General features: G+C 73.7%; 21 protein-coding genes and 1 riboswitch. Of the genes, 14 read left to right on the top strand and 7 right to left on the bottom strand.

Annotated elements, in window-relative coordinates:
- The first annotated feature begins 129 nt into the window (after positions 1 to 129).
- The 5 genes from IE172_RS18270 (at position 130) to IE172_RS18250 (ending at position 6,881) form a co-directional block, all read left to right on the top strand.
- Complete coding sequence (locus tag IE172_RS18270) at positions 130 to 1,386, top strand: sensor histidine kinase (RefSeq protein ID WP_190098313.1); 1,257 nt, start codon at positions 130 to 132, stop codon at positions 1,384 to 1,386.
- 108 nt (positions 1,387 to 1,494) lie between these two features.
- A complete protein-coding gene (locus IE172_RS18265) occupies positions 1,495 to 2,844 on the top strand; it encodes a sensor histidine kinase (RefSeq protein ID WP_190098312.1) in 1,350 nt (449 codons plus the stop codon).
- A gap of 242 nt (positions 2,845 to 3,086) precedes the next feature.
- Positions 3,087 to 3,746: a response regulator transcription factor gene (locus tag IE172_RS18260; protein WP_306432796.1), complete on the top strand. Its 660-nt coding sequence runs from the start codon at positions 3,087 to 3,089 to the stop codon at positions 3,744 to 3,746.
- 152 nt (positions 3,747 to 3,898) lie between these two features.
- Positions 3,899 to 5,830 carry a 2-oxoacid:acceptor oxidoreductase subunit alpha gene (locus IE172_RS18255; RefSeq protein ID WP_190098310.1) on the top strand — a complete coding sequence of 644 codons (1,932 nt, stop codon included), beginning with the start codon at positions 3,899 to 3,901 and terminating at the stop codon, positions 5,828 to 5,830.
- Complete coding sequence (locus IE172_RS18250) at positions 5,823 to 6,881, top strand: 2-oxoacid:ferredoxin oxidoreductase subunit beta (RefSeq protein ID WP_190098309.1); 1,059 nt, start codon at positions 5,823 to 5,825, stop codon at positions 6,879 to 6,881. The genes IE172_RS18255 and IE172_RS18250 overlap by 8 nt, the downstream gene beginning before the upstream one ends.
- Positions 6,882 to 6,916: 35 nt before the next feature.
- On the opposite strand, the gene IE172_RS18245 is transcribed toward IE172_RS18250, so the two are convergent.
- Complete coding sequence (locus tag IE172_RS18245) at positions 6,917 to 7,297, bottom strand: winged helix-turn-helix transcriptional regulator (RefSeq protein ID WP_190098308.1); 381 nt, start codon at positions 7,295 to 7,297, stop codon at positions 6,917 to 6,919.
- Between the two features lie 92 nt (positions 7,298 to 7,389).
- Between IE172_RS18245 and IE172_RS18240 the strand changes: the two genes are divergently transcribed.
- Together IE172_RS18240 and rarD are read left to right on the top strand one after the other, a co-directional pair.
- Positions 7,390 to 8,244, top strand: a complete 855-nt coding sequence (locus IE172_RS18240) for an SDR family oxidoreductase (RefSeq protein ID WP_190098307.1) — start codon at positions 7,390 to 7,392, stop codon at positions 8,242 to 8,244.
- 162 nt (positions 8,245 to 8,406) lie between these two features.
- Positions 8,407 to 9,438 carry an EamA family transporter RarD gene (gene rarD / locus IE172_RS18235; protein WP_190098306.1) on the top strand — a complete coding sequence of 344 codons (1,032 nt, stop codon included), beginning with the start codon at positions 8,407 to 8,409 and terminating at the stop codon, positions 9,436 to 9,438.
- Between the two features lie 70 nt (positions 9,439 to 9,508).
- On the opposite strand, the gene IE172_RS18230 is transcribed toward rarD, so the two are convergent.
- Complete coding sequence (locus IE172_RS18230) at positions 9,509 to 10,975, bottom strand: tetratricopeptide repeat protein (RefSeq protein WP_190098305.1); 1,467 nt, start codon at positions 10,973 to 10,975, stop codon at positions 9,509 to 9,511.
- Positions 10,976 to 11,134: 159 nt separating this feature from the next.
- On the opposite strand from IE172_RS18230, the gene IE172_RS18225 reads away from it, so the two are divergent.
- From IE172_RS18225 to IE172_RS18215, 3 genes are all read left to right on the top strand, one after another.
- A complete protein-coding gene (locus IE172_RS18225) occupies positions 11,135 to 11,686 on the top strand; it encodes a DUF6668 family protein (RefSeq protein WP_190098304.1) in 552 nt (183 codons plus the stop codon).
- Positions 11,683 to 12,825: an amidase family protein gene (locus IE172_RS18220; protein WP_190098466.1), complete on the top strand. Its 1,143-nt coding sequence runs from the start codon at positions 11,683 to 11,685 to the stop codon at positions 12,823 to 12,825. The genes IE172_RS18225 and IE172_RS18220 overlap by 4 nt, the downstream gene beginning before the upstream one ends.
- A 95-nt stretch (positions 12,826 to 12,920) precedes the next feature.
- Positions 12,921 to 13,505: a flavodoxin family protein gene (locus tag IE172_RS18215; RefSeq protein WP_190098303.1), complete on the top strand. Its 585-nt coding sequence runs from the start codon at positions 12,921 to 12,923 to the stop codon at positions 13,503 to 13,505.
- A 62-nt stretch (positions 13,506 to 13,567) separates the two neighbouring features.
- Here the strand turns inward: IE172_RS18215 and IE172_RS18210 are convergent, their stop codons facing one another.
- The 4 genes from IE172_RS18210 to IE172_RS18195 all read right to left on the bottom strand — a co-directional run bounded on the left by IE172_RS18210 (position 13,568) and on the right by IE172_RS18195 (position 17,972).
- The gene (locus IE172_RS18210; RefSeq protein ID WP_190098302.1) at positions 13,568 to 14,434 is read right to left on the bottom strand and encodes an ABC transporter permease; all 867 of its coding nucleotides are present in this window, start codon (positions 14,432 to 14,434) and stop codon (positions 13,568 to 13,570) included.
- Positions 14,421 to 15,395, bottom strand: coding sequence for an ABC transporter ATP-binding protein (locus IE172_RS18205; RefSeq protein ID WP_190098301.1), 975 nt, complete (start codon positions 15,393 to 15,395; stop codon positions 14,421 to 14,423). The genes IE172_RS18210 and IE172_RS18205 overlap by 14 nt, the downstream gene beginning before the upstream one ends.
- A 41-nt stretch (positions 15,396 to 15,436) precedes the next feature.
- Entirely contained in the window at positions 15,437 to 16,654 is a 1,218-nt protein-coding gene (locus tag IE172_RS18200; protein ID WP_190098300.1) for a LolA family protein, read from the bottom strand.
- A 307-nt stretch (positions 16,655 to 16,961) separates the two neighbouring features.
- Positions 16,962 to 17,972, bottom strand: coding sequence for a polyprenyl synthetase family protein (locus IE172_RS18195; RefSeq protein WP_190098299.1), 1,011 nt, complete (start codon positions 17,970 to 17,972; stop codon positions 16,962 to 16,964).
- Between the two features lie 526 nt (positions 17,973 to 18,498).
- Positions 18,499 to 18,669, top strand: a riboswitch (cyclic di-AMP (ydaO/yuaA leader).
- Between the two features lie 3 nt (positions 18,670 to 18,672).
- Between IE172_RS18195 and IE172_RS18190 the strand changes: the two genes are divergently transcribed.
- Entirely contained in the window at positions 18,673 to 19,152 is a 480-nt protein-coding gene (locus tag IE172_RS18190) for a transglycosylase SLT domain-containing protein (RefSeq protein ID WP_190098298.1), read from the top strand.
- Here the strand turns inward: IE172_RS18190 and IE172_RS18185 are convergent.
- Positions 19,116 to 19,988, bottom strand: a complete 873-nt coding sequence (locus IE172_RS18185; RefSeq protein ID WP_190098297.1) for an HAD family hydrolase — start codon at positions 19,986 to 19,988, stop codon at positions 19,116 to 19,118. The genes IE172_RS18190 and IE172_RS18185 overlap by 37 nt on opposite strands.
- Positions 19,989 to 20,217: 229 nt before the next feature.
- Here IE172_RS18185 and IE172_RS18180 point away from each other — a divergent pair, with 229 nt between their 5' ends.
- The 3 genes from IE172_RS18180 to IE172_RS18170 are packed head-to-tail and all read left to right on the top strand — an operon-like array spanning position 20,218 to position 23,528.
- Positions 20,218 to 21,282 carry a GNAT family N-acetyltransferase gene (locus IE172_RS18180; protein WP_190098465.1) on the top strand — a complete coding sequence of 355 codons (1,065 nt, stop codon included), beginning with the start codon at positions 20,218 to 20,220 and terminating at the stop codon, positions 21,280 to 21,282.
- Positions 21,283 to 21,309: 27 nt separating this feature from the next.
- Positions 21,310 to 22,737 carry a glycosyltransferase family 2 protein gene (locus IE172_RS18175; protein WP_190098296.1) on the top strand — a complete coding sequence of 476 codons (1,428 nt, stop codon included), beginning with the start codon at positions 21,310 to 21,312 and terminating at the stop codon, positions 22,735 to 22,737.
- Entirely contained in the window at positions 22,734 to 23,528 is a 795-nt protein-coding gene (locus IE172_RS18170; protein WP_229886171.1) for a polysaccharide deacetylase family protein, read from the top strand. Before IE172_RS18175 ends, IE172_RS18170 begins: the two co-directional genes overlap by 4 nt.

Below are 23,528 nucleotides of genomic sequence, written 5' to 3'. Positions count from 1 at the left end.
TCTAGGCCCTGATAAAGCCACGGTAAGCGGCCCGTCACCACTCGGGACACCCGGGGTGGGGTTTTCCTCAGGGCGTCCCGGCGGTCCGCCTGATGGCGCGGGCCCCCCTCCTCCCGGCAGGCTGGGCGCATGACCGAACCCCTCCCGCCCGCGGGTGCGCCCGTGACGGCGCACGCCGCGCCGGCCGGCCCCGGCGACCGTCCGCCGCCGGCCCGTTTCGCCTTCGACGCGCACACCTGGAAGGAGATCGTCCATCTGCTGACGAACCTCCCGGTGTCGCTGGTCGGCTTCACCTACACGGTGACCATGCTGTTCACCGGTGCCGGGCTGACCGTGACGGTGATCGGGCTGCCGCTGCTGGCCGCCGGGCTGATGGGGGCGCGGCTGCTGGGCCGGCTGGAGCGGGCCCGGGCCAGGAAGCTGCTCGGGGTGCGGGTGGAGGAGCCGAGCCGGCTGCCGCGCCGGGCCGGCGGCTTCTGGCCGCGGCTGTGGATGGCGCTGAAGGACCCGGTGGGCTGGCGCACGGTGCTGTACGAGCTGATACGGCTGCCGTGGGGGGTGCTGACCTTCACCGTGACGCTGACCGGGCTGTTCGTGCTGTGGCCGGTGCTGCCGTTCGTCGTGCGGGCCCTGGCCGACGGGGACCGGGCGATGGTGCGCGGACTGCTGTCGCCCTCCGACGAGCTGGAGCGGCGCATCGCGGAGCTGGAGTCCGACCGGGGCGTGGTGGTGGACACGGCCGCGGCGGACCTGCGGCGCATCGAGCGCGATCTGCACGACGGGGCGCAGGCCCGGCTGGTCAATCTGGCGATGGGGCTGGGTCTGGCCAAGGAGAAGCTGCTGGAGGACCCCGACGCGGCGGCGTCGATGGTCGACGAGGCGCACGGCGAGGTGAAGCTGGCCCTGCAGGAGCTGCGGGACCTGGCCCGCGGTATCCATCCGGCGGTGCTGACCGACCGCGGTCTGGACGCCGCGCTGTCCTCGGTCGCCTCGCGCTGCACGGTGCCGGTGCAGGTGACGGTCGATCTGGACGAGCGTCCGGCGGCCGCCATCGAGGGCATCGCCTACTTCACCGTCTCGGAGCTGCTGCAGAACGTGAGCAAGCACAGCGGGGCCCGGTCGGCCGCGGTCGACGCGTGGCGGTCGGAGGGGCGGCTGTTCCTGCAGGTGTGGGACGACGGGCGGGGCGGTGCCCGGCTGGAGGGCGGCTCCGGCATGCGGGGCCTGGCCGACCGGCTGGGCGCGGTGGACGGCCTGTTCGTCGTGGACTCGCCGGAGGGCGGTCCGACGACGGTGACGGCGGAGCTGCCGTGGCGGGACCGTGCCGGTGTCCCGGACGGGCAGGCGCGCGGGGGCGGGCGGGCGCCTGCCCGCGGCCGACGGTAGGGAAAACCCCCCGTTCAGGACTGCGACGGACTCCATGGTCCGCGGGCCCGCCACGGAGGAGTCTGGGGATACGAGGACAGCCCCCGGACGAGACGAAGGACGACACCGATGGCCACGGAGTACGGACAGGGTTACGGGCTCCCCGCGGAGCCCGGACACCCCGGGAAGCACCGGCTGCCGGCCGCCCTGCGGGCGCCGGTCGAGGGACGCACCTGGCGGGAGCTGGGCTACGTCCTGCTGAGCCTGCCGATCAGCATCCTGCTGTTCACCTACGCGGTCACGATGGTGTCGCTGGGGGCGGGCCTGCTGGTGACGTTCCTCGGCGTCCCGGTGCTGGCGGCGGCGCTCGCCGGCTGCCGCGGGATGGGGTCGGTGGAGCGGGCCCGGGCGCGCGGGCTGCTGGGCCTGGAGGTGGGCGAGCCGGAGCCGCTGCGGGCGAAGGGGCAGGGGCTGATGTCCTGGGTCGGCGCCGTGCTCAAGAGCGGCTCCTCCTGGCGGGCCCTGCTGTACGCGGTGCTCCAGCTGCCGTGGGCGGTCCTCTCCTTCACCGTCACCGTGACGCTCTGGTCGGTGGGCTGGACCCTGGTGACGTACCCGCTGTGGTTCTGGGTCCTCCCGACGTACGGCGGGCAGTCGGGCATACAGCTGTACGGCGACGAGCACCGGCAGTTCTACCTGGACAACCCGTTCGAGATCGCGGTGACCGCGGGGGTGGGTCTGCTGTTCACGCTCGCCACGCCGTGGATCGTGCGGGCGCTGACGACGGTGGACCGGGTGATGGTGCACGGGCTGCTCGGGCCGTCCCGGCTGGCCACGCGGGTGGTGGAGCTGGAGTCGGACCGCGGGGTCGTGGTGGACACGGCGGCGGCGGACCTGCGGCGCATCGAGCGCGACCTGCACGACGGGGCGCAGGCCCGGCTGGTGGCGCTGGCGATGGATCTGGGGCTGGCGAAGGAGAAGCTGCGGGAGGATCCGAAGGTCGCGGCGCAGATGGTGGACGAGGCGCACGGCGAGGTGAAGACGGCGCTGCAGGAGCTGCGGGACCTGGCCCGCGGTATCCACCCGGCGGTGCTGACCGACCGTGGTCTGGACGCCGCCCTGTCCTCGGTCGCCTCGCGCTGCACGGTCCCGGTGAAGGTGGAGGTGGACCTGACGGAGCGGCCCGCGCCGGCCATCGAGGGCATCGCCTACTTCACGGCCTCGGAGCTGCTGCAGAACATCAGCAAGCACTCGCGGGCGACGTGGGCCGCGCTGGAGGTGTGGCGCGCGGAGAACCGGCTGATGCTCCAGGTGGTGGACAACGGGGTGGGCGGCGCCGACACCACTCACGGTTCCGGGCTCTCGGGTCTGGCGGAGCGGCTGGACGCGGTGGACGGGATCCTGGTGGTGGACTCCCCGGCCGGCGGTCCGACCCGGGTGACCGCCGAACTGCCGTGGCGCGCGGAGCGGACCCGGTGACCGGGCCCCGTTGACCGACGGGACGGGGCGGGCGGGCGCGGACCCAGCTGGGGCCGCGCCCGCCCGTCCGCGTGCCGCCGCCGGCCGGCCGACGAAGGGAAGGCCCCGGCCGACACCCCCGGTCGCGATGCCCCGGCCCGTTCCCCGCCGGATGCTGGAATGCTGGACCCGTCGGCCGGGCCCGCCAGGAGGGCGGGCCCGGAAACAGGGGTGTGGGGGGTCCGAGGAACGTGGAGGACAGGGTGCGGGTGGTCATCGCCGAGGATTCGGTGTTGCTGCGGGAGGGTCTGACGCGGCTGCTGACCGACCGGGGGCACGAGGTCGTGGCCGGCGTCGGCGACGGGGAGGCGCTGATTAAGACCATCGCCGAGCTGGACGGGCAGGGCCTGCTGCCGGACGTCGTGGTGGCGGACGTGCGGATGCCGCCGACGCACACGGACGAGGGCGTGCGGGCCGCGGTGCAGCTGCGCAAGTCGCATCCGGACATCGGGGTGCTGGTGCTGTCGCAGTACGTGGAGGAGCGTTACGCCACGGAGCTGCTCGCCGGTTCCAGCCGGGGCGTCGGCTATCTGCTCAAGGACCGGGTGGCCGACGTGCGCGAGTTCGTGGACGCGGTGGTGCGGGTGGCCGGGGGCGGTACGGCGCTGGATCCGGAGGTCGTGGCGCAGCTGCTGGGGCGCAGCCGCAAGCAGGACGTGCTGGCCGGGCTCACCCCGCGCGAGCGGGAGGTACTGGGCCTGATGGCCGAGGGACGGACGAACTCGGCGATCGCCCGGCAGCTGGTGGTCAGCGACGGAGCGGTGGAGAAGCACGTCAGCAACATCTTCCTGAAGCTGGGGCTGTCCCCGAGCGACGGTGATCACCGGCGGGTCCTGGCCGTTCTCACCTACCTCAACTCGTAGGGCGGGGTCGCCCGGTCGGGACGGGACACCGCGAAGTCGTGTCCAAGATGCGAATGACCCGAGGAAGGCGACCCTTACGGACGTAGGGTTTATGCGGGGAAGGCCTGCGGGAAGGCCGTCCCGGACAGCCGCCCTCGAGGAGGTCCAGTTCAGTGACCAGCCAGGTCAGCAGCACTGCGGAGCAGGCCGACGGAGCAGTCGTAGGAGAGCAGCGCAAGGCGGCGGGCGCGAAGGACGTCCGCCGGCTCGACCGCGTGATCATCAGGTTCGCGGGGGACTCGGGTGACGGGATGCAGCTCACCGGTGACCGTTTCACCTCGGAGACCGCGTCCTTCGGCAACGACCTCTCCACACTGCCGAACTTCCCGGCCGAGATCCGCGCCCCCGCGGGCACCCTGCCGGGTGTCTCGTCCTTCCAGCTCCATTTCGCCGACCACGACATCCTCACCCCCGGTGACGCCCCCAACGTGCTGGTGGCGATGAACCCGGCCGCGCTCAGGGCCAATGTCGGCGACCTGCCGCGCGGCGCGGAGATCATCGTCAACACGGACGAGTTCACCAAGCGGGCGATGCAGAAGGTCGGCTACGACAGCAGCCCGCTGGAGGACGGCTCGCTGGACGGGTACCACCTGCACCCGGTTCCGCTGACCACGCTGACGGTGGAGGCGCTGAAGGAGTTCGACCTCACGCGCAAGGAGGCCGAGCGCAGCAAGAACATGTTCGCGCTCGGCCTGCTGAGCTGGATGTACCACCGGCCCACGGAGGGCACGGAGAAGTTCCTGAGGACGAAGTTCGCGAAGAAGCCGGACATCGCGGCCGCCAACATCGCGGCCTACCGGGCCGGCTGGAACTTCGGTGAGACCACCGAGGACTTCGCCGTCTCCTACGAGGTGGCCCCGGCGGCGAAGGCGTTCCCGCCCGGTGTCTACCGCAACATCTCGGGGAACCTGGCCCTGTCCTACGGCCTGGTCGCCGCGTCCCGGCAGGCGGACCTGCCGCTGTTCCTGGGCTCGTACCCGATCACCCCGGCGTCGGACATCCTGCACGAGCTGAGCCGGCACAAGAACTTCGGTGTGCGGACCTTCCAGGCGGAGGACGAGATCGCCGGTATCGGGGCGGCGCTGGGGGCGGCCTTCGGGGGTTCGCTCGCGGTGACGACGACGTCCGGTCCCGGTGTGGCGCTGAAGTCGGAGACGATCGGGCTGGCGGTGTCGCTGGAGCTGCCGCTGCTGATCGTGGACATCCAGCGCGGCGGCCCGTCGACGGGTCTGCCGACCAAGACGGAGCAGGCGGACCTGCTCCAGGCGATGTACGGGCGCAACGGTGAGGCGCCGGTCCCCGTCGTCGCGCCGCGCACCCCGGCCGACTGCTTCGACGCCGCCCTGGAGGCGGCCCGGATCGCGCTGGAGTACCGCACCCCGGTGTTCCTCCTCTCCGACGGCTACCTGGCGAACGGTTCGGAGCCGTGGCGGATCCCGGACACGGAGGAGCTGCCCGATCTGCGGGTGCGGTTCGCGCAGGGCCCCAACCACGCCCTGGACGACGGCACCGAGGTGTTCTGGCCGTACAAGCGGGACCCCGAGACCCTGGCCCGTCCGTGGGCGGTCCCGGGCACGCCCGGTCTCGAGCACCGCATCGGCGGCATCGAGAAACAGGACGGCACGGGCAACATCTCCTACGACCCGGCCAACCACGACTTCATGGTCCGCACCCGGCAGGCCAGGATCGACGGCATCGACGTACCGGATCTGGAGGTCGACGACCCGGACGGGACCGCGCGGCTCCTGGTGCTGGGCTGGGGTTCGACGTACGGGCCGATCACGGCGGCGGTGCGGCGGCTGCGGGGCGCCGGGGAGTCCGTCGCGCAGGCGCACCTGCGGCACCTGAACCCCTTCCCGCGCAACCTCGGCGCGGTGCTCGCGGGGTACGACAAGGTGGTGGTCCCGGAGATGAACCTCGGGCAGCTCGCCACTCTCGTGCGGGCGAAGTACCTGGTCGACGCCCGTTCGTACAACCAGGTCAACGGTATGCCGTTCAAGGCGGAGCAGCTCGCCGCGGCGCTGAAGGAGGCCATCGATGACTGACGCCAACGCGCTGCTCCAGCTCGTCCCCAAGGCCGAGGGCAAGCAGTCCATGAAGGACTTCAAGTCCGATCAGGAGGTGCGCTGGTGCCCCGGCTGCGGTGACTACGCGGTGCTCGCCGCCGTGCAGGGGTTCATGCCGCAGCTCGGCCTGGCGAAGGAGAACATCGTCTTCGTCTCGGGCATCGGCTGCTCCTCCCGTTTCCCGTACTACATGAACACCTACGGGATGCACTCCATCCACGGCCGTGCGCCGGCCATCGCGACCGGGCTCGCGGCCTCCCGCCGCGACCTGAGCGTGTGGGTGGTGACGGGTGACGGCGACGCGCTGTCCATCGGCGGCAACCACCTCATCCACGCGCTGCGCCGCAACGTCAATCTGAAGATCCTGCTGTTCAACAACCGGATCTACGGTCTGACCAAGGGCCAGTACTCGCCCACCTCGGAGGTCGGCAAGATCACCAAGTCGACGCCGATGGGCTCGCTCGACGCGCCCTTCAACCCGGTGTCGCTGGCCATCGGCGCGGAGGCGTCGTTCGTGGCCCGCACGGTGGACTCGGACCGCAAGCACCTCACCGAGGTGCTGCGCCAGGCCGCCGACCACCCGGGCACGGCGCTGGTGGAGATCTACCAGAACTGCAACATCTTCAACGACGGCGCCTTCGAGGTCCTCAAGGACCGTCAGCGGGCGGAGGAGGCCGTGATCCGTCTGGAGCACGGCGAGCCGATCCGCTTCGGCGCCGACGGGTCCAAGGGCGTCGTGCGCGACCAGCGGACGGGTGATCTGCGGGTGGTCACGGTGACGCCGGACAACGAGGCCGGGATCCTGGTCCACGACGCCCACTCCGCGTCCCCGACCACCGCGTTCGCCCTGTCCCGGCTCGCGGATCCGGACACCCTGCACCACACCCCGATCGGTGTCTTCCGTTCCGTCGAGCGGCCGGTCTACGACACCCTCATGGCCGACCAGCTCGACGCCGCGGTCGAACAGAACGGCAAGGGCGACTTGGCCGCGCTGCTGGCCGGCGGAGACACCTGGACCGTCGTGGGCTGATCCCCGCCGTGGTCACCGACGAGGCCCGGGTGCCGCTACGGCGTCCGGGCCTCGTCGTACGCCTGGCGGGCGGCGAGCACGTCGGTCACGCGCCGGTCCGTCCACAGGGCGAGGTCGCGCACCTGCTCGGCGGCCTCACGGCCCAGGCCGGTGAGGGAGTAGTCGACGCGGGGCGGGATGACCGGCCTGGCGTCACGGTGCACCATCCCGTCGCGCTCCAGGGTCTGCAGGGTCTGGGTGAGCATCTTCTCGCTGACCCTGCCGATGGCCCGGCGCAGTTCGCTGAAGCGGTACGGGCGCTCCAGGAGACGGATCAGCACCTGCACGCCCCAGCGGCTGGTCACGTGCTCCAGGACCAGCCGCTGCGGGCACATCGCCTCGGCGTCGCCGCCGCGCCCCCTCACACTTACCGTCATGCCAGTACCTTACGTCAAGGTGGGTACTTTCCTTCAGATAGCGCGTCTCTTACGGTTAGTGGAGTACCCACCCCACAAAGGAGTCGCGCACCATGAGCATCGTCGTCACCGGAGCCACCGGACACCTCGGCCGCCACGTCGTGGAGCAGTTGCTGGAGAAGGTCCCCGCCGAGCAGGTCACGGCCGTCGTCCGCAGCGCCGGAAAGGCGGCGGACCTCGCCGCGCGCGGGGTGCGGATCGCGGTCGCCGACTACGACGCCCCCGAGACCTTCGACGGCCTGTTCGCGGCCGGCGACAAGGTGCTGCTGATCTCCGGCAACGAGGTCGGCCGGGACCGGGTGGGCCAGCACCGGGTGGTGATCGACGCCGCGAAGGCGGCCGGTGTCGCCCTGCTCGCCTACACCAGCGCCCCCGGGTCCCTGACCGCCGCCCTGGCCGACGACCACCGTGCCACCGAGGAGGTCCTGCTGGCCTCGGGCCTGCCGTACGTGCTGCTGCGCAACGGCTGGTACCACGAGAACTACACCGAGAACCTCGCCCCGGTGCTGGAGCACCACGCGGTCCTGGCCGCCGCCGGCGAGGGCCGGGTCTCCTCCGCCTCCCGCGCCGACTACGCGGCCGCCGCCGTCGCCGTACTCACCGGTGAGGGGCACGAGAACCGGACGTACGAGCTGGGCGGCGATGAGGCGTGGAGCTTCGCCGAGTACGCGGCCGAGCTGAGCCGGCAGACCGGCGAGGAGATCGTCTACAACCCGGTCACGCCCGAGGCGCTCACCGGCATCATGACCGGCGCCGGTGTCCCCGAGCCGGCCGCGGCGGCCTTCGCGGGCGCGGACGTCTCCATCGGGAGGGGCGAGCTCGTCGTCGACAGCGGCGACCTGTCCCGGCTGGCCGGCCGCCCGACCACCCCGCTCGCCGAGGCCGTCGCCGCCGCCCTGAAGGGCTGACCCGGGTCACCGCCGTCCCTCCACCCCCGTCGGTCATGACCGTATTCCGGTACGGACATGACACGCGGGGGTGTCCGGCGTTACCGTCGTCCGGCGAGCATCGCGCGCGCGTTCGGCGGGCGTCGCGGAGACAGGGCACGCGTCAGGCACGAAGGAGGGCCCGTGACCGGGAAGTCGGCCGCAGAGGGACGCATAGGACTGCTGAACGGCATCGCCGCGTACGCCATGTGGGGGCTCGTGCCCCTGTACTGGCCCCTGCTGCAACCCGCGGGCGCGGTGGAGATCCTGGCCCACCGGATGGTCTGGTCGCTGCTCTTCGTCCTCGCCGCGCTGCTCGTCGTCCGCCGCTGGGCCTGGCTCGGCGAGCTGGTGCGGCAGCCCCGCAAACTGGCGCTGATCACGGTCGCCGCGTCGGTCATCACCGTGAACTGGGGCCTGTACATCTGGTCCGTGAACTCGGGCCACGTCGTCGAGGCCTCCCTCGGCTACTTCATCAACCCGCTGGTCACCATCGCGATGGGCGTGCTGCTGCTGAAGGAGCGCCTGCGGCCCGCGCAGTGGGCGGCGGTCGGGATCGCCGTCACCGCGGTGCTCGTCCTCACCGTCGGCTACGGCCGGCCGCCGTGGATCTCCCTCTGCCTCGCCTTCTCCTTCGCCACCTACGGCCTGGTGAAGAAGAAGGTCAACCTCGGCGGCGTCGAGTCGCTGGCCGCCGAGACCGCGATCCAGTTCCTGCCCGCGCTCGGCTTCCTGGTGTGGCTGAGCACCCGGGGCGAATCCACCTTCACCGGCGAGGGGGCGGGACACGCGCTGCTGCTCGCGGGGACCGGACTGGTCACCGCGATCCCGCTGATCTGCTTCGGCGCCGCCGCGATCCGCGTGCCGCTGTCCACGCTGGGGCTGCTGCAGTACATGGCGCCGGTCTTCCAGTTCCTCCTCGGCGTCCTCTACTTCAAGGAGGCCATGCCGCCGGAGCGCTGGGCCGGCTTCGCCCTGGTGTGGCTGGCGCTCGCCGTGCTCACCTGGGACGCGTTGCGCACCGCCCGCCGGGCCGCCCGCACGCTGGCCGCCGGGCGGTCCGCCGCCGCGAGCGCCGCGGCGGCCGACGAGGCGGCCGACGAGGCGGGCTCCGACCGTGGCCCCGAGGGCGTGCCCGCCGCCCCGGAGCCGGACGCGCCGGCGGCCAGGCCGTAGCGCCGCGCCGGCGCCGGCGCCGGCCCTCACGGGCGGGGCGGTACGGCGTCCCCCGTCGGCTCCCCGCCGTTCAGGTCTGTCGCGTGCGGGCCCGTTCCGTCAGGCGGCCCATGCGGGCGCGGGCCGACTCCAGCTCCTCGATCTCGTCGGCGGCGGCACCGCCCTCCGCGGCGAGCTCGGTCCACAGGGCGATCAGCTCGTGCCCGAGTTCGAGGCCGAGCAGCGGATCGCGCACCCCGCGCCACGCGGTGGCGGCGCTGCGGACGTTGCCGTAGGCGGCCTCCGCGTCGTGGGCCCGGCGTCGGATCAGGACGAGGTCGAGGGAGAGCCGGAAGGCGCGCAGCGGCTCACCGGCCAGGTAGGCGATGTAGGCGGTGAGTTCCCGCAGCCGCAGCACCTCCGGGTGCTCCGGGCCCAGGGTGGCCGACGCCTGGACCACGGTCTCCTCCGCCAGGCCGGCGGCCGTGTCGATCCGGCCGGAGCGGACGGCCTCGTTGATCCGGGCCATGGGCTCCGCCAGGTGGTACTCGCCCGACGAGGCGGGGGGTCCGTCGCCGAGCACCGCCTCCGCCACGGCGTCGAACCCGCGGGGCGGGGTGGGCTTGGGGTCGGGGTCCAGCAGGGCTTCGGGGCCCGGATCCGGCTGGGGCCGCGGGTTCCGCACCGGTGGCGGACCCGACGTGAACCGCGGGCCAGGCAGGGGCTGCGGGGCCGGCAGGGGCTGCGGGGCCGGAACAGGCTGCGGGGCCGGCACGGACTGGGAATCCGGCACAGGCTGCGAGCCCGGCACAGGCTGCGGACCCGGCGCGGACTGCGGACCCCGCACGGACTGCGGGCTCGACACCGGCCGCGGACCCGGCACGGGCTCGGTGTCCGGCACCGGCTCGGAGCTCGGCTGGGCCGCGTCCGGCTGGGTGGGGCGCCGCACGGTGTCCATGGGCGGGGGCGGGCCGAACGCGCCCGTCGGGGGCGCGACCGTGCCGGGCGGCGTGCCCTCCCCGGGCTCGGGAACGGACCGGAGCTGGAAGGTCGGCACGGCGTCCCGGGCGGGGGCCCGCGTCTCCGGGACCGGGCGCAGCCTGAACGTGGGGGCGGAGTCCCGCGCGGGCGCCGGCTCGGCGGCTGCCGGCGGCTGGGGCGCGGGGCGCAGCAGGTGCGTCGGCCGGTCCGTGTCGGGCTCGCGCGCGGGCTCGGCCCTGTGCTCCGGTTCCCGGTCCCGCGCCGTGCGCAGCCGGTCCGGCTGTGCCGTGAACCGGCTGGAGCCGTCCGGCTCGACCTGGAGCGGCACGACGTAGCCGATGCGCTCGTCGTGCACGGTGGCGAGGACGGCGTGCCCGGACGCGATGGCGAGGCGGTGGAGGCGGTTCAGCACCGCGTGCTGGATCTCCTCCCCGGGCCCCGCGATCACCGCCACCCCGCCCACCCACGCCGCTGCCGCGCCGGCGGGGACATGGACGTCGATCGGCGCTGCCGCAAGGTTCGCCGCATCGGCGGCCTGCTGCTGTTCCCGCTGCTGCTCGCGGCTGAGTCGAGACATCGTTCCCTCATTCGGGTCGTACACCTGCCGTCGAGTCTGTCCGCTCGCCCGCGATTCTCACGTCACCGCGTTGTCACAGGCTCGTCCCAACGGCCGTCGGTGCCGGTTCCCGGCCCGCGCGCCGGCATGAAGATCGAGGTGACGAGCAGGAGAGGGGGCATGCGGACAGGCATGCGACAGGGACCGGAGATCTGGATCCGAGGGCCGGTGGCCGCACCGGACGCGGTGGCGGCACCGGACGCAGAGGCGGCACCGGACGCGGAGGCGGTGGCCCCGCCGGACCCCGCCCGCCCGCACGCGGCGCCGCGGCGCTTCTCCTGGGTCGGCCTGCACGGCGGTGCCGGCGTCTCCACGCTCGCCGCCGTCTACGGCGGCCACGACGGCGGACGTGCCTGGCCCGGGCCCGCCGATCCGCGGTCGGTGCTGTTCGTCGCCCGGACCCACGCGGCCGGGCTCGACGCGGTGGTCCCGGCCGTGGAGGCGTTCCGGCGCGGCGAGGCGCCCCGGGGGCTGGCCCTGGAGGCCGTCGTCCTGGTGGCGGACGCGCCCGGGCGGCTGCCCCGTCCCCTCGCCCAGCGGATCCGGCGGGTGGAGTCGGTGATCGACGTGTACCGGGTGCCGTGGGTGTCCGAGTGGCGCCTGGGCGACCTGAGCGGCCGGCCCCCGCACGGGTCGGACTCGCCGGCCCGTCTGACGGGTGCGACGCGCTGAGCGGAGACGGCGGCGCGGCGGAGATCGCCTCCGCCGTGCGCGGGCGCACGCTCCGGGCGGTGGACGTGGTCGCGGAGGCGCTGGAGCGGATCGGGCGGGCCGATCCGGTGCTGTGCGCCTTCCTCGACGTGTGGCCCGGGGAGGCGCTGCGGCGGGCGCGCGAGGTGGACGCGCGCGTCGCCGCCGGTGAGGGGCTGCCGCTGGCCGGGGTGCCGGTCGCGGTGAAGGGACGGTACGGACTGCGGGCGGCGGGTCCGCTGCTCGCGGCCGGCTGTGTCGCGGTGGGCGCCACCGCGGTGCCCGGCCCGGGGACGCCCTGGCAGACGTGGGGGCTGGGCGCCCACGGCCGTACGGTCAATCCGTGGCGGGCGGACCGCACGCCGGGCGGCTCGTCGGCCGGGGCGGCGGTGGCGGTGGCGGCGGGGCTGGTGCCGCTGGCGACGGGCAGCGACGGGGCGGGCTCGGTACGGATCCCGGCGGCGTGGTGCGCGGTGGTCGGACTGAAGGCCACCGGCGGCCTCCTCGCGTCGCCCGACCGTACGGGACTGGCGGCACCCGGCGTCCTGGCCCGTACGGCCGCGGACGCGGCGGCCTGGTGGCGGGCGGTGCGGCCGTCCGGCGCGGACCGGGCGCCCGCGGACTTCCCGGTCCGGGCCGTCTGGTCCCCCGGCCTCGGCTTCGCCCGGCCCGACCCGGAGCAGGTAGCGCTGGCCCGGTCGGCGGCCGGCCGGCTCGTGGGCACGGGGACCGTACGGCCGGCACGGCGGCGGGAGTCGCCCGTGCTCCTCGACCCCGGCCCGGCCTGGTCGGCCCTGCGCGCGCCCGGCGCGGACCGGGCCGGCGCCCACCGCGTCCGCGCCGAGAACGACCGCCGCCTGGACGCCCTCTTCTCCGGCGCCGATCTGCTGCTCACCCCCACGACACCGACCGCGCCGCACGGCCACGAGGGCCCCGGTGACCGCTACTCGACCGCGCTCACCTGGGCGTTCAACCTCAGCGGGCACCCCGCGCTGAGCCTGCCGGCCGGGTTCGGCGCCGACGGCTGCCCGGCGGGCCTCCAGCTGGTGGCGGCGCACGGCCGGGAGGACCTGCTGCTCGCCGTGGCACGGGAGGCGGAACGGCGCGGCGCCACCGCGTGAATCCCCTTGCCAGCAAAGGCCCTTGGCAACTTACTTGCATGTGCATAAGATGCAAGAGCCTGCAATTGGCGTACGCCGAGCATCTGGGGATGATCATGACGCGTCGTTTTCTCTTCCTCCTGGGCAGTGCCCGCCCCGACGGCAACACCGAACTGCTGGCCCGCCGGGCCGCCGAACAGCTGCCCCCGGACGTGGAGCAGCAGTGGATCGGCCTCACCGACCACCCCCTGCCCGACTTCGAGGACCTGCGCCACGACAGCGACCACGTCCGCGCCGGCGAGGGCCCCGTGGCGCGGCTCCTGGACGCCACCCTCGCCGCCACCGACGTGGTGATCGCCTCACCGCTGTACTGGTACTCGGTGTCCGCGCAGACCAAGCGCTACCTGGACCACTGGGCGGGCTGGCTGCGCACTCCCGGCCTGGACTTCAAGGCCACCATGGCGGACCGCACCCTGTGGGGCGTGACCGCGCTCGCCCACGAGGAGACGTCCGTGGCGGACCCGCTGGTCGGCACGCTGAACCACTCGGCCGCCTACCTGGGCATGCGGTTCGGCGGGGTGCTGCTCGGCAACGGCAGCAAGCCGGGTGACGTCCTGAAGGACACCGACGCCCTGGCCCGCGCGAAGACCTTCTTCGCCCGGGAGGCACCCCTCGCCCGCTACCCGTACGAGGCCGCCTGACCCCACGGCTCACCGGCCGGGCCCGCTTCCCCCCGGCACCCGGTCGGACCGGACCGTAACCCCTACGCGTTGATGTCCTTCGTCGTGAACCGCGCCCAGGCCGCCGAGCCGAAGACGGCCGCGTAGAGGGCCTGGAGGCCGAGGTTCTTGGTGAGGTCGTCCCAGTGGACCGGTTCGCGCATCAGGTCGGCGAAGGACAGCCAGTGGTGGGAGAAGAGGTAGGGGTGCAGGGCGTGCAACTGGGGGATCTGGTCGAGGATCTGGACCGTGATCAGCAGGCCCACCGTGGTCGCCATGGCCGCGATGCCGCTGTGGGTGAGCGTGGAGACGAACAGGCCGAGGGCCGCCACTCCGGTCAGTGACGCGGCGACGACCAGGGCGATCAGCAGCGCTCTGCCCAGTCCCTCGGCGAAGCCGATCCGGGTGCCGGAGAGGGTCGTGAGGTCACCGAGCGGGAAGAGCAGCGCGCCGGTGATCAGGGCCGAGACGGCGACCACGAGGGTGGCGACCAGACAGAACACCATGACCGTCGCGTACTTGGTGAGCAGCAGGCGGGTGCGGCCGGCGGGGGCGACGAGGAGGTAGCGCAGGGTGCCGGCGTTGGCCTCGCCGGCCAGGGCGTCGCCCGCGATCACCCCGATCGCCATGGGCAGGAAGAACGGCAGCGTGGCGGCGAGGGCCGTGAAGACCAGGAACAGCCCGTTGTTGGTGATCTGGGAGATGAACGCCGGCCCTCCCCCGCCGCCCCCGCCCGACGGGCCGTCACCGGTCTCGATCCGCACGGCCACGCCGACCAGGACCGGTACGGCCGCCAGCACGCCGAGCAGGGCGAGGGTGCGCCAGCGCCGGAAGGTGGTGAGCAGCTCGTTGCGGAACAGGCCGAGGGTCCACAGCGGACTCGCCCCGCGCACCGCTTCAGCCCGCGACATCGAAGCCCTCCCCGGTCAGCGCCACGAACGCGTCCTCCAGCGAGGCCCGTTCGACTCCGAAGCCACGCACCCGGACGCCGGCGTTCACCAGCGCGGCGTTGACCTCGGCGAGGTCGCGTCCGGGAGCTTCGCCGGTCACCCGGTCCTCGGCCACCACGACGTCGGCGACCCCCTGTTCCTTCAGGACCCGGGCCGCGTCCGCCGGGTCGGGTGTGGTCACCGCCAGCCGGCCGCGGGCCCCCGCCGCCAGGTCGGCCACCGGGCCCTGGACGACGAGCCGGCCCTGGGCCATCACGGCGGCGTGCGTGCACACCTGCTCGATCTCGTCGAGCAGGTGGGAGGAGAGGAAGACGGTGGTGCCCTCGGAGGCCAGTTCGCGCACCAGGGTGCGGATCTCCCGGATGCCCTGCGGGTCGAGGCCGTTGGTCGGCTCGTCCAGGACGAGCAGCCGGCGCGGCTGGAGCAGGGCCGCCGCGAGACCCAGGCGCTGCTTCATGCCGAGGGAGTACGCCTTCGTCTTCTTGCCGGCGGCGGCCGTCAGGCCCACCCGGTCCAGCGCGGCGGCGACGCGGACCCGCCGGGTGCGCGGGTCGGCGGCCGGGTCGGCGGCGTCGTAGCGGAGCAGGTTGTCGCGGCCGGAGAGGAAGCCGTACAGGGCCGGTCCCTCGATGAGGGCGCCGACGTGGGGCAGCACGGCGCGCGCGGAGCGGGGCATGGGACGCCCCAGGACGCGCGCCGTGCCGGAGGTCGGCTCGATCAGGCCCATCAGCATGCGGATGGTGGTGGTCTTGCCGGAGCCGTTGGGGCCGAGGAAGCCGAAGACGCTGCCCTCCGGGACGGTCAGGTGCAGACCGTCCACGGCGAGCTGTCCGCCGCGGTAGCGCTTGGTGAGCGCCCGGGTGACGATGACTCCGTCACCCGTGTGCGCGCCGTCCGGCTCCCTGGCGGACGCCTCGCCCATCGGCTCCCTCGTTCCCTGTCCCGTCGTAAGGTCCCGGGGCCTTACTTCCCCGCGTCGGCCGCCTTCACGAGCGCGTCCTTGGTGACGGCGCCCACATAGACCGTGCCGTCCTCGGTGAGCAGGGCGTTGATCAGGCGGGTGCTGAACACCGTGCCGGTGCCGAACTCGCCCTTGACGCGGTCGCCGAGCGAGTCGACGAAGCCGCCGAGGTCGCCGCCGGCGTCACCGGTGGGCAGGCCGCCCCCGGCGCCGCCGTCGAAGGTGGCGATGGTGTTCCAGCCCTTGCCGAGCGTCTTCATCCCGTCGAGGCCCTTGGCCAGGTCCTCCTCGGACTTCGGGGCCCGCTCCGGCTTCCCCGAGTGCTCCCGGTCGTGCTCCGGTTCGCCCTCGGTCACCTTCGCGCCCTTGGGCGGGGTGAACTCGAACGTGGAGGCGGCCGGCGCGCCGAAGTCGACCTTGGTGAAGCCCACGTCCACGACGGCCGCGCCGCCGCTCGACGGGGTGAGCGTGAACTTCAGCGGCATGCCGGTCTCGTGGTCGACGGCGATGCTGATCGCGCCCACCGTGGAGCCGGACTGCTTCGGCTCGACGACCAGCTTGTACGCGTCCCGGCCGGCCACCTGGGCGGTGCCGTCGACGGTCACGGACGTGGTGTCGTCGACCGCCTTCAGCGCCTCCTCGGCGAAGTCCCGCGGGGTGGCCGGGGGCCGCTGCTCCCGGGCCTCGCCGGAGGCGTCGACCGTGCCGTGGTAGACCTCGTTGGACTTGCTGTCGTAGCCCCAGACGTCCGCGCCGTTGTGGATCAGGCTGTACTCGGCGGCGTTCTCCAGGATCGACACCTTCTGCCGGTCGGGGCCGTCGGCCGCGATCCGCAGCGTGTGCGTGCCGGACGCCAGTTCGGTGAGCTTGGCGGACGGGTCGGCCGAGGAGCCGTCGTCACCGCCCCGCTCCGCCGCGCCGGACATCAGGCCGCTCTCCAGGCCGCCGAGGTCCGGCAGTCCGAGGTCGGTGGTGATCTTCACGGTGCCGGACAGCCGCTCCACGTCCGACTGCGCGATCTTCTCGATGAGCTGCGCGGCGGTGATCTCCGGCAGGTCGGGGTCTCCGGAACTGGCGATCGCGGGGACGAGCCCGATGGTCGCGGCCGCCACTCCCATCACCGTGACCGGGACGACGTACCGCGCCGCCCTGCGCCGCCCCGTGCGCGGCTCGCCGGCCTCCCCCGCGGTGGTCGTGTCGTCGGATTCGTACGGTGCCATGTGTGCCCTCCGTCGTCGGCGGCGGCTTCCGTCTCGTGTCCTCGCACCAGTCTCGCCCTGAGCCGCCATTCTCACCCGAACCGGTGAGAAGTGGTGTTGTCCGTCGTGGTCCATCCGACCAAATCCGGCGGCCGGACGCGTCAGACCCCGGGCTCAACTCCGCGTACTGCTGGGGTATGACACGAGGGGCGGTTCCCTCCCCCGCCCCGTAGGGGTCGCGCGTTCCGTGGGGGTCGGGCGTCGCGTGGGGGTCGGGCGTTCCGTGGGGGTCGGGCGTCGCGTGGGGGTCGCGGGGAGCGCGGGCCGCTCAGCCCGCTCGGTGCACCACCGCGTCGCACAGCTCCACCAGTGCCGCCTTGGCCTCGCACTCCCGCAGCGGGGCCAGGGCCGCGCGCGCCTCCTCGGCGTACCGCACGGTGTCCCGGCGGGCCTGCTCCAGTGCGGGGTGGGCGCGCAGCAGGCGCAGCGCCTCGGCGTGCCGGGTGTCGTCGGTGAGGTCGGAGTCGAGCAGTTCGCACAGGGCGACGTCCTCGGGCAGCCCCAGCCGGGCCGCCCGCTCGCGCAGCCGCAGCACGGGCAGGGTGGCGATGCCCTCGCGCAGGTCGGTGCCGGGGGTCTTGCCGGACTCGTGGGTGTCGGAGGCGATGTCCAGGACGTCGTCGGCGAGCTGGAAGGCGACGCCGAGCCGCTCGCCGTACTGGGTGAGCACGTCGACCACCGTGTCGTCGGCGCCGGACATCATCGCGCCGAACCGGCAGGAGACGGCGACCAGCGAGCCGGTCTTGCCGCCGAGCACGTCCAGGTAGTGGTCGACCGGGTCGCGGCCGTCCTGCGGTCCCGCGGTCTCCAGGATCTGCCCGGTGACCAGCCGCTCGAACGCCTCCGCCTGCACCCGCACCGCCTCCGGGCCGAGGTCGGCCAGGATGTGCGAGGCCCGGGCGAAGAGGAAGTCGCCGGTGAGGACCGCGACGGAGTTGCCCCAGCGGGTGTTGGCGCTGTCCACGCCGCGCCGCACGTCGGCCTCGTCCATCACGTCGTCGTGGTACAGCGTGGCCAGGTGGGTGAGCTCCACGACCACGGCGGAGGGCACCACGCCGGGCGCGTAGGGGTCGCCGAACTGGGCGGCGAGCATCACGAGCAGCGGGCGGAACCGCTTGCCGCCGGCCCGCACCAGGTGCTGGGCGGCGCCCGTGATGAAGGGGACCTCACTCTTGGTGGCCTCGATCAGCCCTTCCTCGACAGCCGTCATTCCGGCCTGGACATCGGCTTCCAGAGCCTGGTCCCGCACGCTCAGCCCGAACGGCCCGACGACGGTCACGAGGGGTCTCCTGTCTGCTGGTGTCCACTGGCGATTACACGGAATGTCGATAGGTCGCTGCCCTCACTCAAGTCAGCGTATCCGGTCACGTTTCGATCACCACCGGCACCCGGCGTTACAGGCAAGGCCGTACGGGATCAGCGGCGGCGTGTCCGCGACCGGTCGACCGCAATGGACATTCCCTCTCTTTGACGGACGTATCGGCGCCCCAATCGCCCCGCCCGGACGTGCGTCCGATTTGCCGCGATTGACGAACGAATTCCTCTTGGCGGTAAATGCTCTCGCATTCCGTGGCCAGTGAAGTGAGTCACGCGCAGCCCTTCCCGCCCGCCACGCCTCCGTTCCGGCGTATCCCCGCCCCGCGGAACGGAGTTGACCCTTCCCGTCCGCAAAGGATCAAGCGCCCCAAATCACCCATTCGAAGATCAAACGGCCGCTTGTGTGATGCCCTCACTTGTTCCCGACATCCGCTCTCGCATACGTTCCGGGCCTGCCGGGCGGACGCCGAATCCTGCCACCGCCCGCATCACACCCATCGACGAACTCACGCACGGCAGGAGCGGGGGACCCAGGTAAGTCGCCGGACCGGGCATCGCACCGGGACGGCTGGGGGTGAAGCCATGCCCGCAGGGGCACGGCCGGGCACTCTCCCGCCCGAACCCGACAGCTCACCTCGCAGGCGTAGGAGAGGAACCCAGACATGCCCGCTTCCGGTCAGTCCCGCTTCGGCCGTCGCCGCATCGCCCGCTCCCTCGCCGTCGCCGGCACCGGCATCGCCGTGGTCGCCCTCCCGCTGTTCGGCGCCACCAGCGCCACCGCGGCCACCACCACGTCCACCACCGCCTCCACGACGGCGTACCCGGACAACCTCGACGGCTGGATCCGCGAGTCGCTGGACGTGATGGCGCAGCACGGCATCCCGGGCTCCTACGAGAGCATCCACCGCAACATCATGCGCGAGTCCTCCGGCAACCCCGCCGCCATCAACCTGTGGGACTCAAACGCCGCCAAGGGCACCCCGTCGAAGGGCCTGCTGCAGGTCATCGACCCGACCTTCCAGGCCTACCACGTGCCCGGCACGGCCTTCGACCCGTTCGACCCGGTCGCGAACATCACGGCGGCCTGCAACTACGCCGCCGACCGCTACGGCTCCATCGACAACGTCTTCGGCGCGTACTGAGCCGACCGCTGACGGCCCAGCACGGCCGCACCACCGAACAGTCGCTCGAGGACGACGGCCACGCCGTCGTCCTCGTTCGACGTGGTGACCTCGTCGGCCACCGCCTTCAGCTCGGGGTGCGCGTTGGCCATGGCGACGCCGTGCGCCGCCCAGTCGAACATCGGGATGTCGTTCGGCATGTCGCCGAAGGCGACCGTCTTCTCCGGGCTCAGCCCGAGGTGCTCGGCGGCCAGCGCCAGCCCGGTCGCCTTGGTCACCCCGCACGGCTGGAGCTCCACGGTCCCCGGCCCCGACATGGTGACCGTGGCCAGCGAACCCACCACCGACCGCGCCGCAGCCGCCAACGCGTCGTCGGACAGCAGCGGGTGGCGCAGCAGCACCTTGCTGATCGGCCGCTCCCACAGATCGCCGCGCCGCTCGACCCGCACCGCGGGGAGCGTCGGGTGCGGCATCAGATAGCCCGGCTCGATCAGCGTCAGCCCGTCGACCCCGTCCTGGTCGACCGCGGCGTACACCTCCCCCACCTCGGCCTCGATCTTGCCGAGCGCGGTCTCCGCGAGTTCCCGGTCCAGCCGGACGGACCACAGCATCCGGTGCGCGCCCGCGTCGTACACCTGCGCGCCCTGCCCGCACACCGCGAGTCCCGTGCAGCCGAGGTCGTCGAGGAGCGGCCGCACCCTGGGGGCCGGGCGGCCCGTCACCACGAGGTGCCGGGCACCGGACTGCGCCACCCGCGTGAGCGCGGCGAGGGACCGGTCGGACAGGGTGTCGTCGTCGCGCAGCAGCGTCCCGTCCAGGTCGGTGGCGATGAGGGAACAATCGGTGGGTGCGGCCATGATCAGAGAATACGGACAACGCGACCGTCCGATTCACCGTGCCCGGATCCGCTCGCTTTCGGTGCGGTTCCCCTTCCGTAGGCGCCGGATAGGGACCGGTTCAGCACTCTTTCACCGTTTGGCGAGAACATCGTCCGCTGTCTACCGTCCGCCCGGGATCGGGCGGTACCTTCCGAAGAGTCCAGGGGGGACTTGATCGGGGGGTCAGGTGAGCGGTGGACGCGTGCGCGTGCTGAGGCCCGAGGAGCTCGGCGAGGGGGAACGGGAGCGCTGGCGGGACGTGCGCGCCGCGGCGGACGCGCCGCGCAGCCCTTTCATGGAGCCGGAGTTCACCGCCGCCGTGGGCCGGGTGCGGCCGGGGGCCCGGGTGGCGGTGCTGTACGAGGGGGCGGAGCCGACGGGTTTCCTGCCCCACGAGCGGGGCGTGCTGGGGCAGGGCCGGGCGATCGGGCTCGGGGTGTCGGACTGCCAGGGCGCGGTGCTGGCTCCCGGTGTCGCCCCCGACCCCGCCGGACTGCTGCGGGCCTGCTCCGTGTCGAGCCTGGCCTTCGACAACCTGGAGGCCGGCCAGGAGCTGTTCGTGCCGTACGCGGCCGAGGAGCACGCCACCTACGTCATCGACGTGGAGAAGGGCTACGAGACGTACGAGTCGGTGCTGCGCACCCAGTCGCCGAAGTTCCTGAAGACCACGCTGGCCAAGGAGCGCCGCCTCGGCCGCCGGGAGGGCCCCGTGCGGTTCGTCTTCGACGAACGCGACCCGGCCGCGCTGCGGGCGCTCATGGCGTGGAAGTCCGCCCAGTACCGGCGGACCGGGCGCGGTGACCGGTTCGCGCGGGAGTGGATCGTCGGGCTCGTGGGGCGGCTCGCCGAGACGCGGGCGCCCGAGTGCGCGGGCACGCTGTCGGTCCTGTACGCCGGTGACCGGCCCGTGGCCGCTCACTTCGGGCTGCGGTCGGCCTCCGTCCTGGCCTGCTGGTTCCCGGCGTACGACCCGTCGTACGCGAGGTACTCGCCCGGGCTGGTGCTGCACCTGCGGATGGCCGAGGCGGCGGCGGCCGAGGGCATCGGCCTGCTCGACATGGGGCGCGGCCCGGCCGAGTACAAGGACGCGCTGAAGACCGGCGAACTCGCCGTCCACGAGGGGGCGGTGAGCCGTCCCGGGGTGGGTGCCGCGCTGCACTGGCTGGGCCGCGAGCCCGCGCGCCGCGCGCACGGCTTCGTCCGCGCCCGTCCGCGCCTGGCGTCGCTGGCGTCACGGACCTTGAAGGGCGCGGCACGGCTGCGCCGCTCGTGAGGCGTGAGAAGGGGGAGGGGAGGACGTATGTCCGGGGTAGCACGCGCGCGCACGCACGAGGAGATACGGCGGTTCCTGGCCATCGGCGCGGTGCAGGTGGCCGAGCTGGACCTGGAGGGCGAGGGCGGGAGCGGGCTCAGACCCGGCCCCGGCAGCCCGCCGGTGACCCACGGTGAGGTGTTCCTGCTGGTCAGGCGTGCCGGACGCCCGGTGGGCACCCTGCTGACGCGGGTACCGGAGGGAGCGGACCCGCGCACCGTGCTGGAGCAGGCGGCCCGCGCCGGTCACGGACGGGCCCCGGAGCACCCGGCTGCGGGGGCGGACGCCGGGACGGCCCGGAAGGGCCGGAGGACGGCGACGGATGCCGGGACGCCGGCCCGGGAGGGCCGGGGCACGGGGACGGACCCCCGGACGGCAGCCCGGGAGAACCGGGAGGACGAGGCCGACGGTGGCGCGGTGCCGTACGTCTCCGTGGTCGTGGCCACCCGGGAGCGGGCCGGGCAGCTCGCCCGGGCGCTCGACTCGCTGCTCGCGCAGGAGCATCCGCGCTTCGAGATCGTCGTCGTCGACAACGCGCCCGCGACCGGCGCGACGCGCGAGCTGGTGCAGCGCGCGTACGGCGAGCGGGTGCGGTACGTCCGCGAGCCGGTCCCCGGGCTCGCCGCCGCCCACAACACGGGGCTGGCCGCGGCCCGGGGCGAGGTGATCGCCTTCACCGACGACGACGTGGTCGCCGATCCCCGCTGGCTCACCGAACTGACCGCGCCGTTCGCCGCCGACCCGCGGCTCGGCTGCGCCACCGGCCTGATCCTGCCCGCCCGGCTGCGCACCCCGGCCCAGGTCCTGCTGGAGAGCCACGGCGGCTTCGCGAAGGGGTTCGCCCCGACGACGTACGACCCCAGGGACCCGCCCCGCGACGAACCGCTGTTCCCCTTCACCGCGGGCCGCTTCGGCTCCGGCGCGAACATGGCGTTCCGTACGGAGGTGCTGCGGGCCGTCGGCGGCTTCGACCCGGCCACCGGCGCCGGGACGCCCGCGCGCGGCGGTGACGACCTGTACGGCTTCGTGCGCGTCCTCACCCGCGGGCACCGGCTGCACTACACGCCGTACGCGCTGGTGTGGCACCACCACCGGGAGACCTGGGCGGACCTGGAGGCCCAGGCGTACGGGTACGGCGCCGGCCTCACCGCCTACCTCACCGCGATCCTGGTCGGCCGGCCCGCGCTGCTGCCCGCGTTCCTCGCCCGGCTGCCGCGCGGGCTGGCGCACGCCCGGGCGCTGACCGCCGTGCGCGACACGGACGGCGGCGGCGCGCCCGGCGCCCACGGCACCCGCGCGCATCCGTGGCCGCGCAGGCTGTCGCGGCTCCAGCGCAGGGGGATGGTGTACGGGCCGCTCGGATACCTGCGGGCGCGGCGCGCGCCGGGCCGGACCGCGGGGAGGGCGACGGGATGAACCCTGCCGTGCCCGTCCTCCTCTACCACGCCGTGATGGACGATCCACCGGAGTGGATCGCCGAGTTCACCGTGACACCGAGGGCGTTCGCGGCGCATCTCGACGCCGTCGCGGACAGCGGCCGCACGCCCGTCACGATCGGCGCGTTCGCCGCCCGCCTCGCCGGGCGGGCGCCGCTGCCGCCCCGGCCGGTGCTGCTCACCTTCGACGACGGCTTCGCCGACCTGCCGGGTCCGACCGCCGAGATGCTGGCCGCCCGCGGGATGCCCGCGACCGCCTACCTCACCACCGGTGCCATCGTCCCGGGCGGCCGCAGTCTGCTGCCACCCGCCCCGATGATGACCCTGGACGGGGCGGAACGGCTGGAGGAGGCCGGCCTGGAGGTCGGCAGCCACACGGTCACCCACGCACAGCTCGACACGCTGACCGCGCGCCGCCTGCGCGCCGAACTGCTCGACTCCAAGGCCGTGCTGGAGGACACCCTCGGCCACGCGGTGCCCCATCTCGCCTACCCGCACGGCTACAACAGTCCGCGGGTGCGCGCGGCGGCCGTCCGGGCCGGCTACGAGACGGCGGCCGCCGTGCGGCACGCGCTCAGCTCGGAGCGCGACGAGCGCCACCGCATCGCCCGCCTGATCGTCCGGCGCGGCCACACCGTCGCCGACGTCGAGGCGTGGCTGGCCGGCGAGAGGGCGCGCGTCGCCCCGTACCGGGACGGCCCGGAGACGGTCGCCTGGCGCTGGTACCGGCGTGGCCGGGCCGCCCTCAAGGGGCCGGAGTTCGCCGGCTGA

Source organism: Streptomyces griseoflavus (assembly GCF_014649995.1).
Taxonomy (GTDB): domain Bacteria; phylum Actinomycetota; class Actinomycetes; order Streptomycetales; family Streptomycetaceae; genus Streptomyces; species Streptomyces griseoflavus.
Note: the sequence above shows the minus strand (reverse complement) of the source record. Positions and strands in the feature narration are given on the sequence as shown.

What these genes read in the sequence shown, in the direction of transcription:
- IE172_RS18270 (WP_190098313.1), top strand. Translation starts at nt 130, where the DNA reads ATGACCGAACCCCTCCCGCCCGCGGGTGCGCCCGTGACGGCGCACGCC.
- IE172_RS18265 (WP_190098312.1), top strand. Translation starts at nt 1,495, where the DNA reads ATGGCCACGGAGTACGGACAGGGTTACGGGCTCCCCGCGGAGCCCGGA.
- IE172_RS18250 (WP_190098309.1), top strand. Translation starts at nt 5,823, where the DNA reads ATGACTGACGCCAACGCGCTGCTCCAGCTCGTCCCCAAGGCCGAGGGC.
- IE172_RS18245 (WP_190098308.1), bottom strand. Translation starts at nt 7,297, where the DNA reads ATGACGGTAAGTGTGAGGGGGCGCGGCGGCGACGCCGAGGCGATGTGC.
- IE172_RS18240 (WP_190098307.1), top strand. Translation starts at nt 7,390, where the DNA reads ATGAGCATCGTCGTCACCGGAGCCACCGGACACCTCGGCCGCCACGTC.
- IE172_RS18230 (WP_190098305.1), bottom strand. Translation starts at nt 10,975, where the DNA reads ATGTCTCGACTCAGCCGCGAGCAGCAGCGGGAACAGCAGCAGGCCGCC.
- IE172_RS18225 (WP_190098304.1), top strand. Translation starts at nt 11,135, where the DNA reads ATGCGGACAGGCATGCGACAGGGACCGGAGATCTGGATCCGAGGGCCG.
- IE172_RS18215 (WP_190098303.1), top strand. Translation starts at nt 12,921, where the DNA reads ATGACGCGTCGTTTTCTCTTCCTCCTGGGCAGTGCCCGCCCCGACGGC.
- IE172_RS18210 (WP_190098302.1), bottom strand. Translation starts at nt 14,434, where the DNA reads ATGTCGCGGGCTGAAGCGGTGCGCGGGGCGAGTCCGCTGTGGACCCTC.
- IE172_RS18205 (WP_190098301.1), bottom strand. Translation starts at nt 15,395, where the DNA reads ATGGGCGAGGCGTCCGCCAGGGAGCCGGACGGCGCGCACACGGGTGAC.
- IE172_RS18200 (WP_190098300.1), bottom strand. Translation starts at nt 16,654, where the DNA reads ATGGCACCGTACGAATCCGACGACACGACCACCGCGGGGGAGGCCGGC.
- IE172_RS18190 (WP_190098298.1), top strand. Translation starts at nt 18,673, where the DNA reads ATGCCCGCTTCCGGTCAGTCCCGCTTCGGCCGTCGCCGCATCGCCCGC.
- IE172_RS18185 (WP_190098297.1), bottom strand. Translation starts at nt 19,988, where the DNA reads ATGGCCGCACCCACCGATTGTTCCCTCATCGCCACCGACCTGGACGGG.
- IE172_RS18175 (WP_190098296.1), top strand. Translation starts at nt 21,310, where the DNA reads ATGTCCGGGGTAGCACGCGCGCGCACGCACGAGGAGATACGGCGGTTC.
- IE172_RS18170 (WP_229886171.1), top strand. Translation starts at nt 22,734, where the DNA reads ATGAACCCTGCCGTGCCCGTCCTCCTCTACCACGCCGTGATGGACGAT.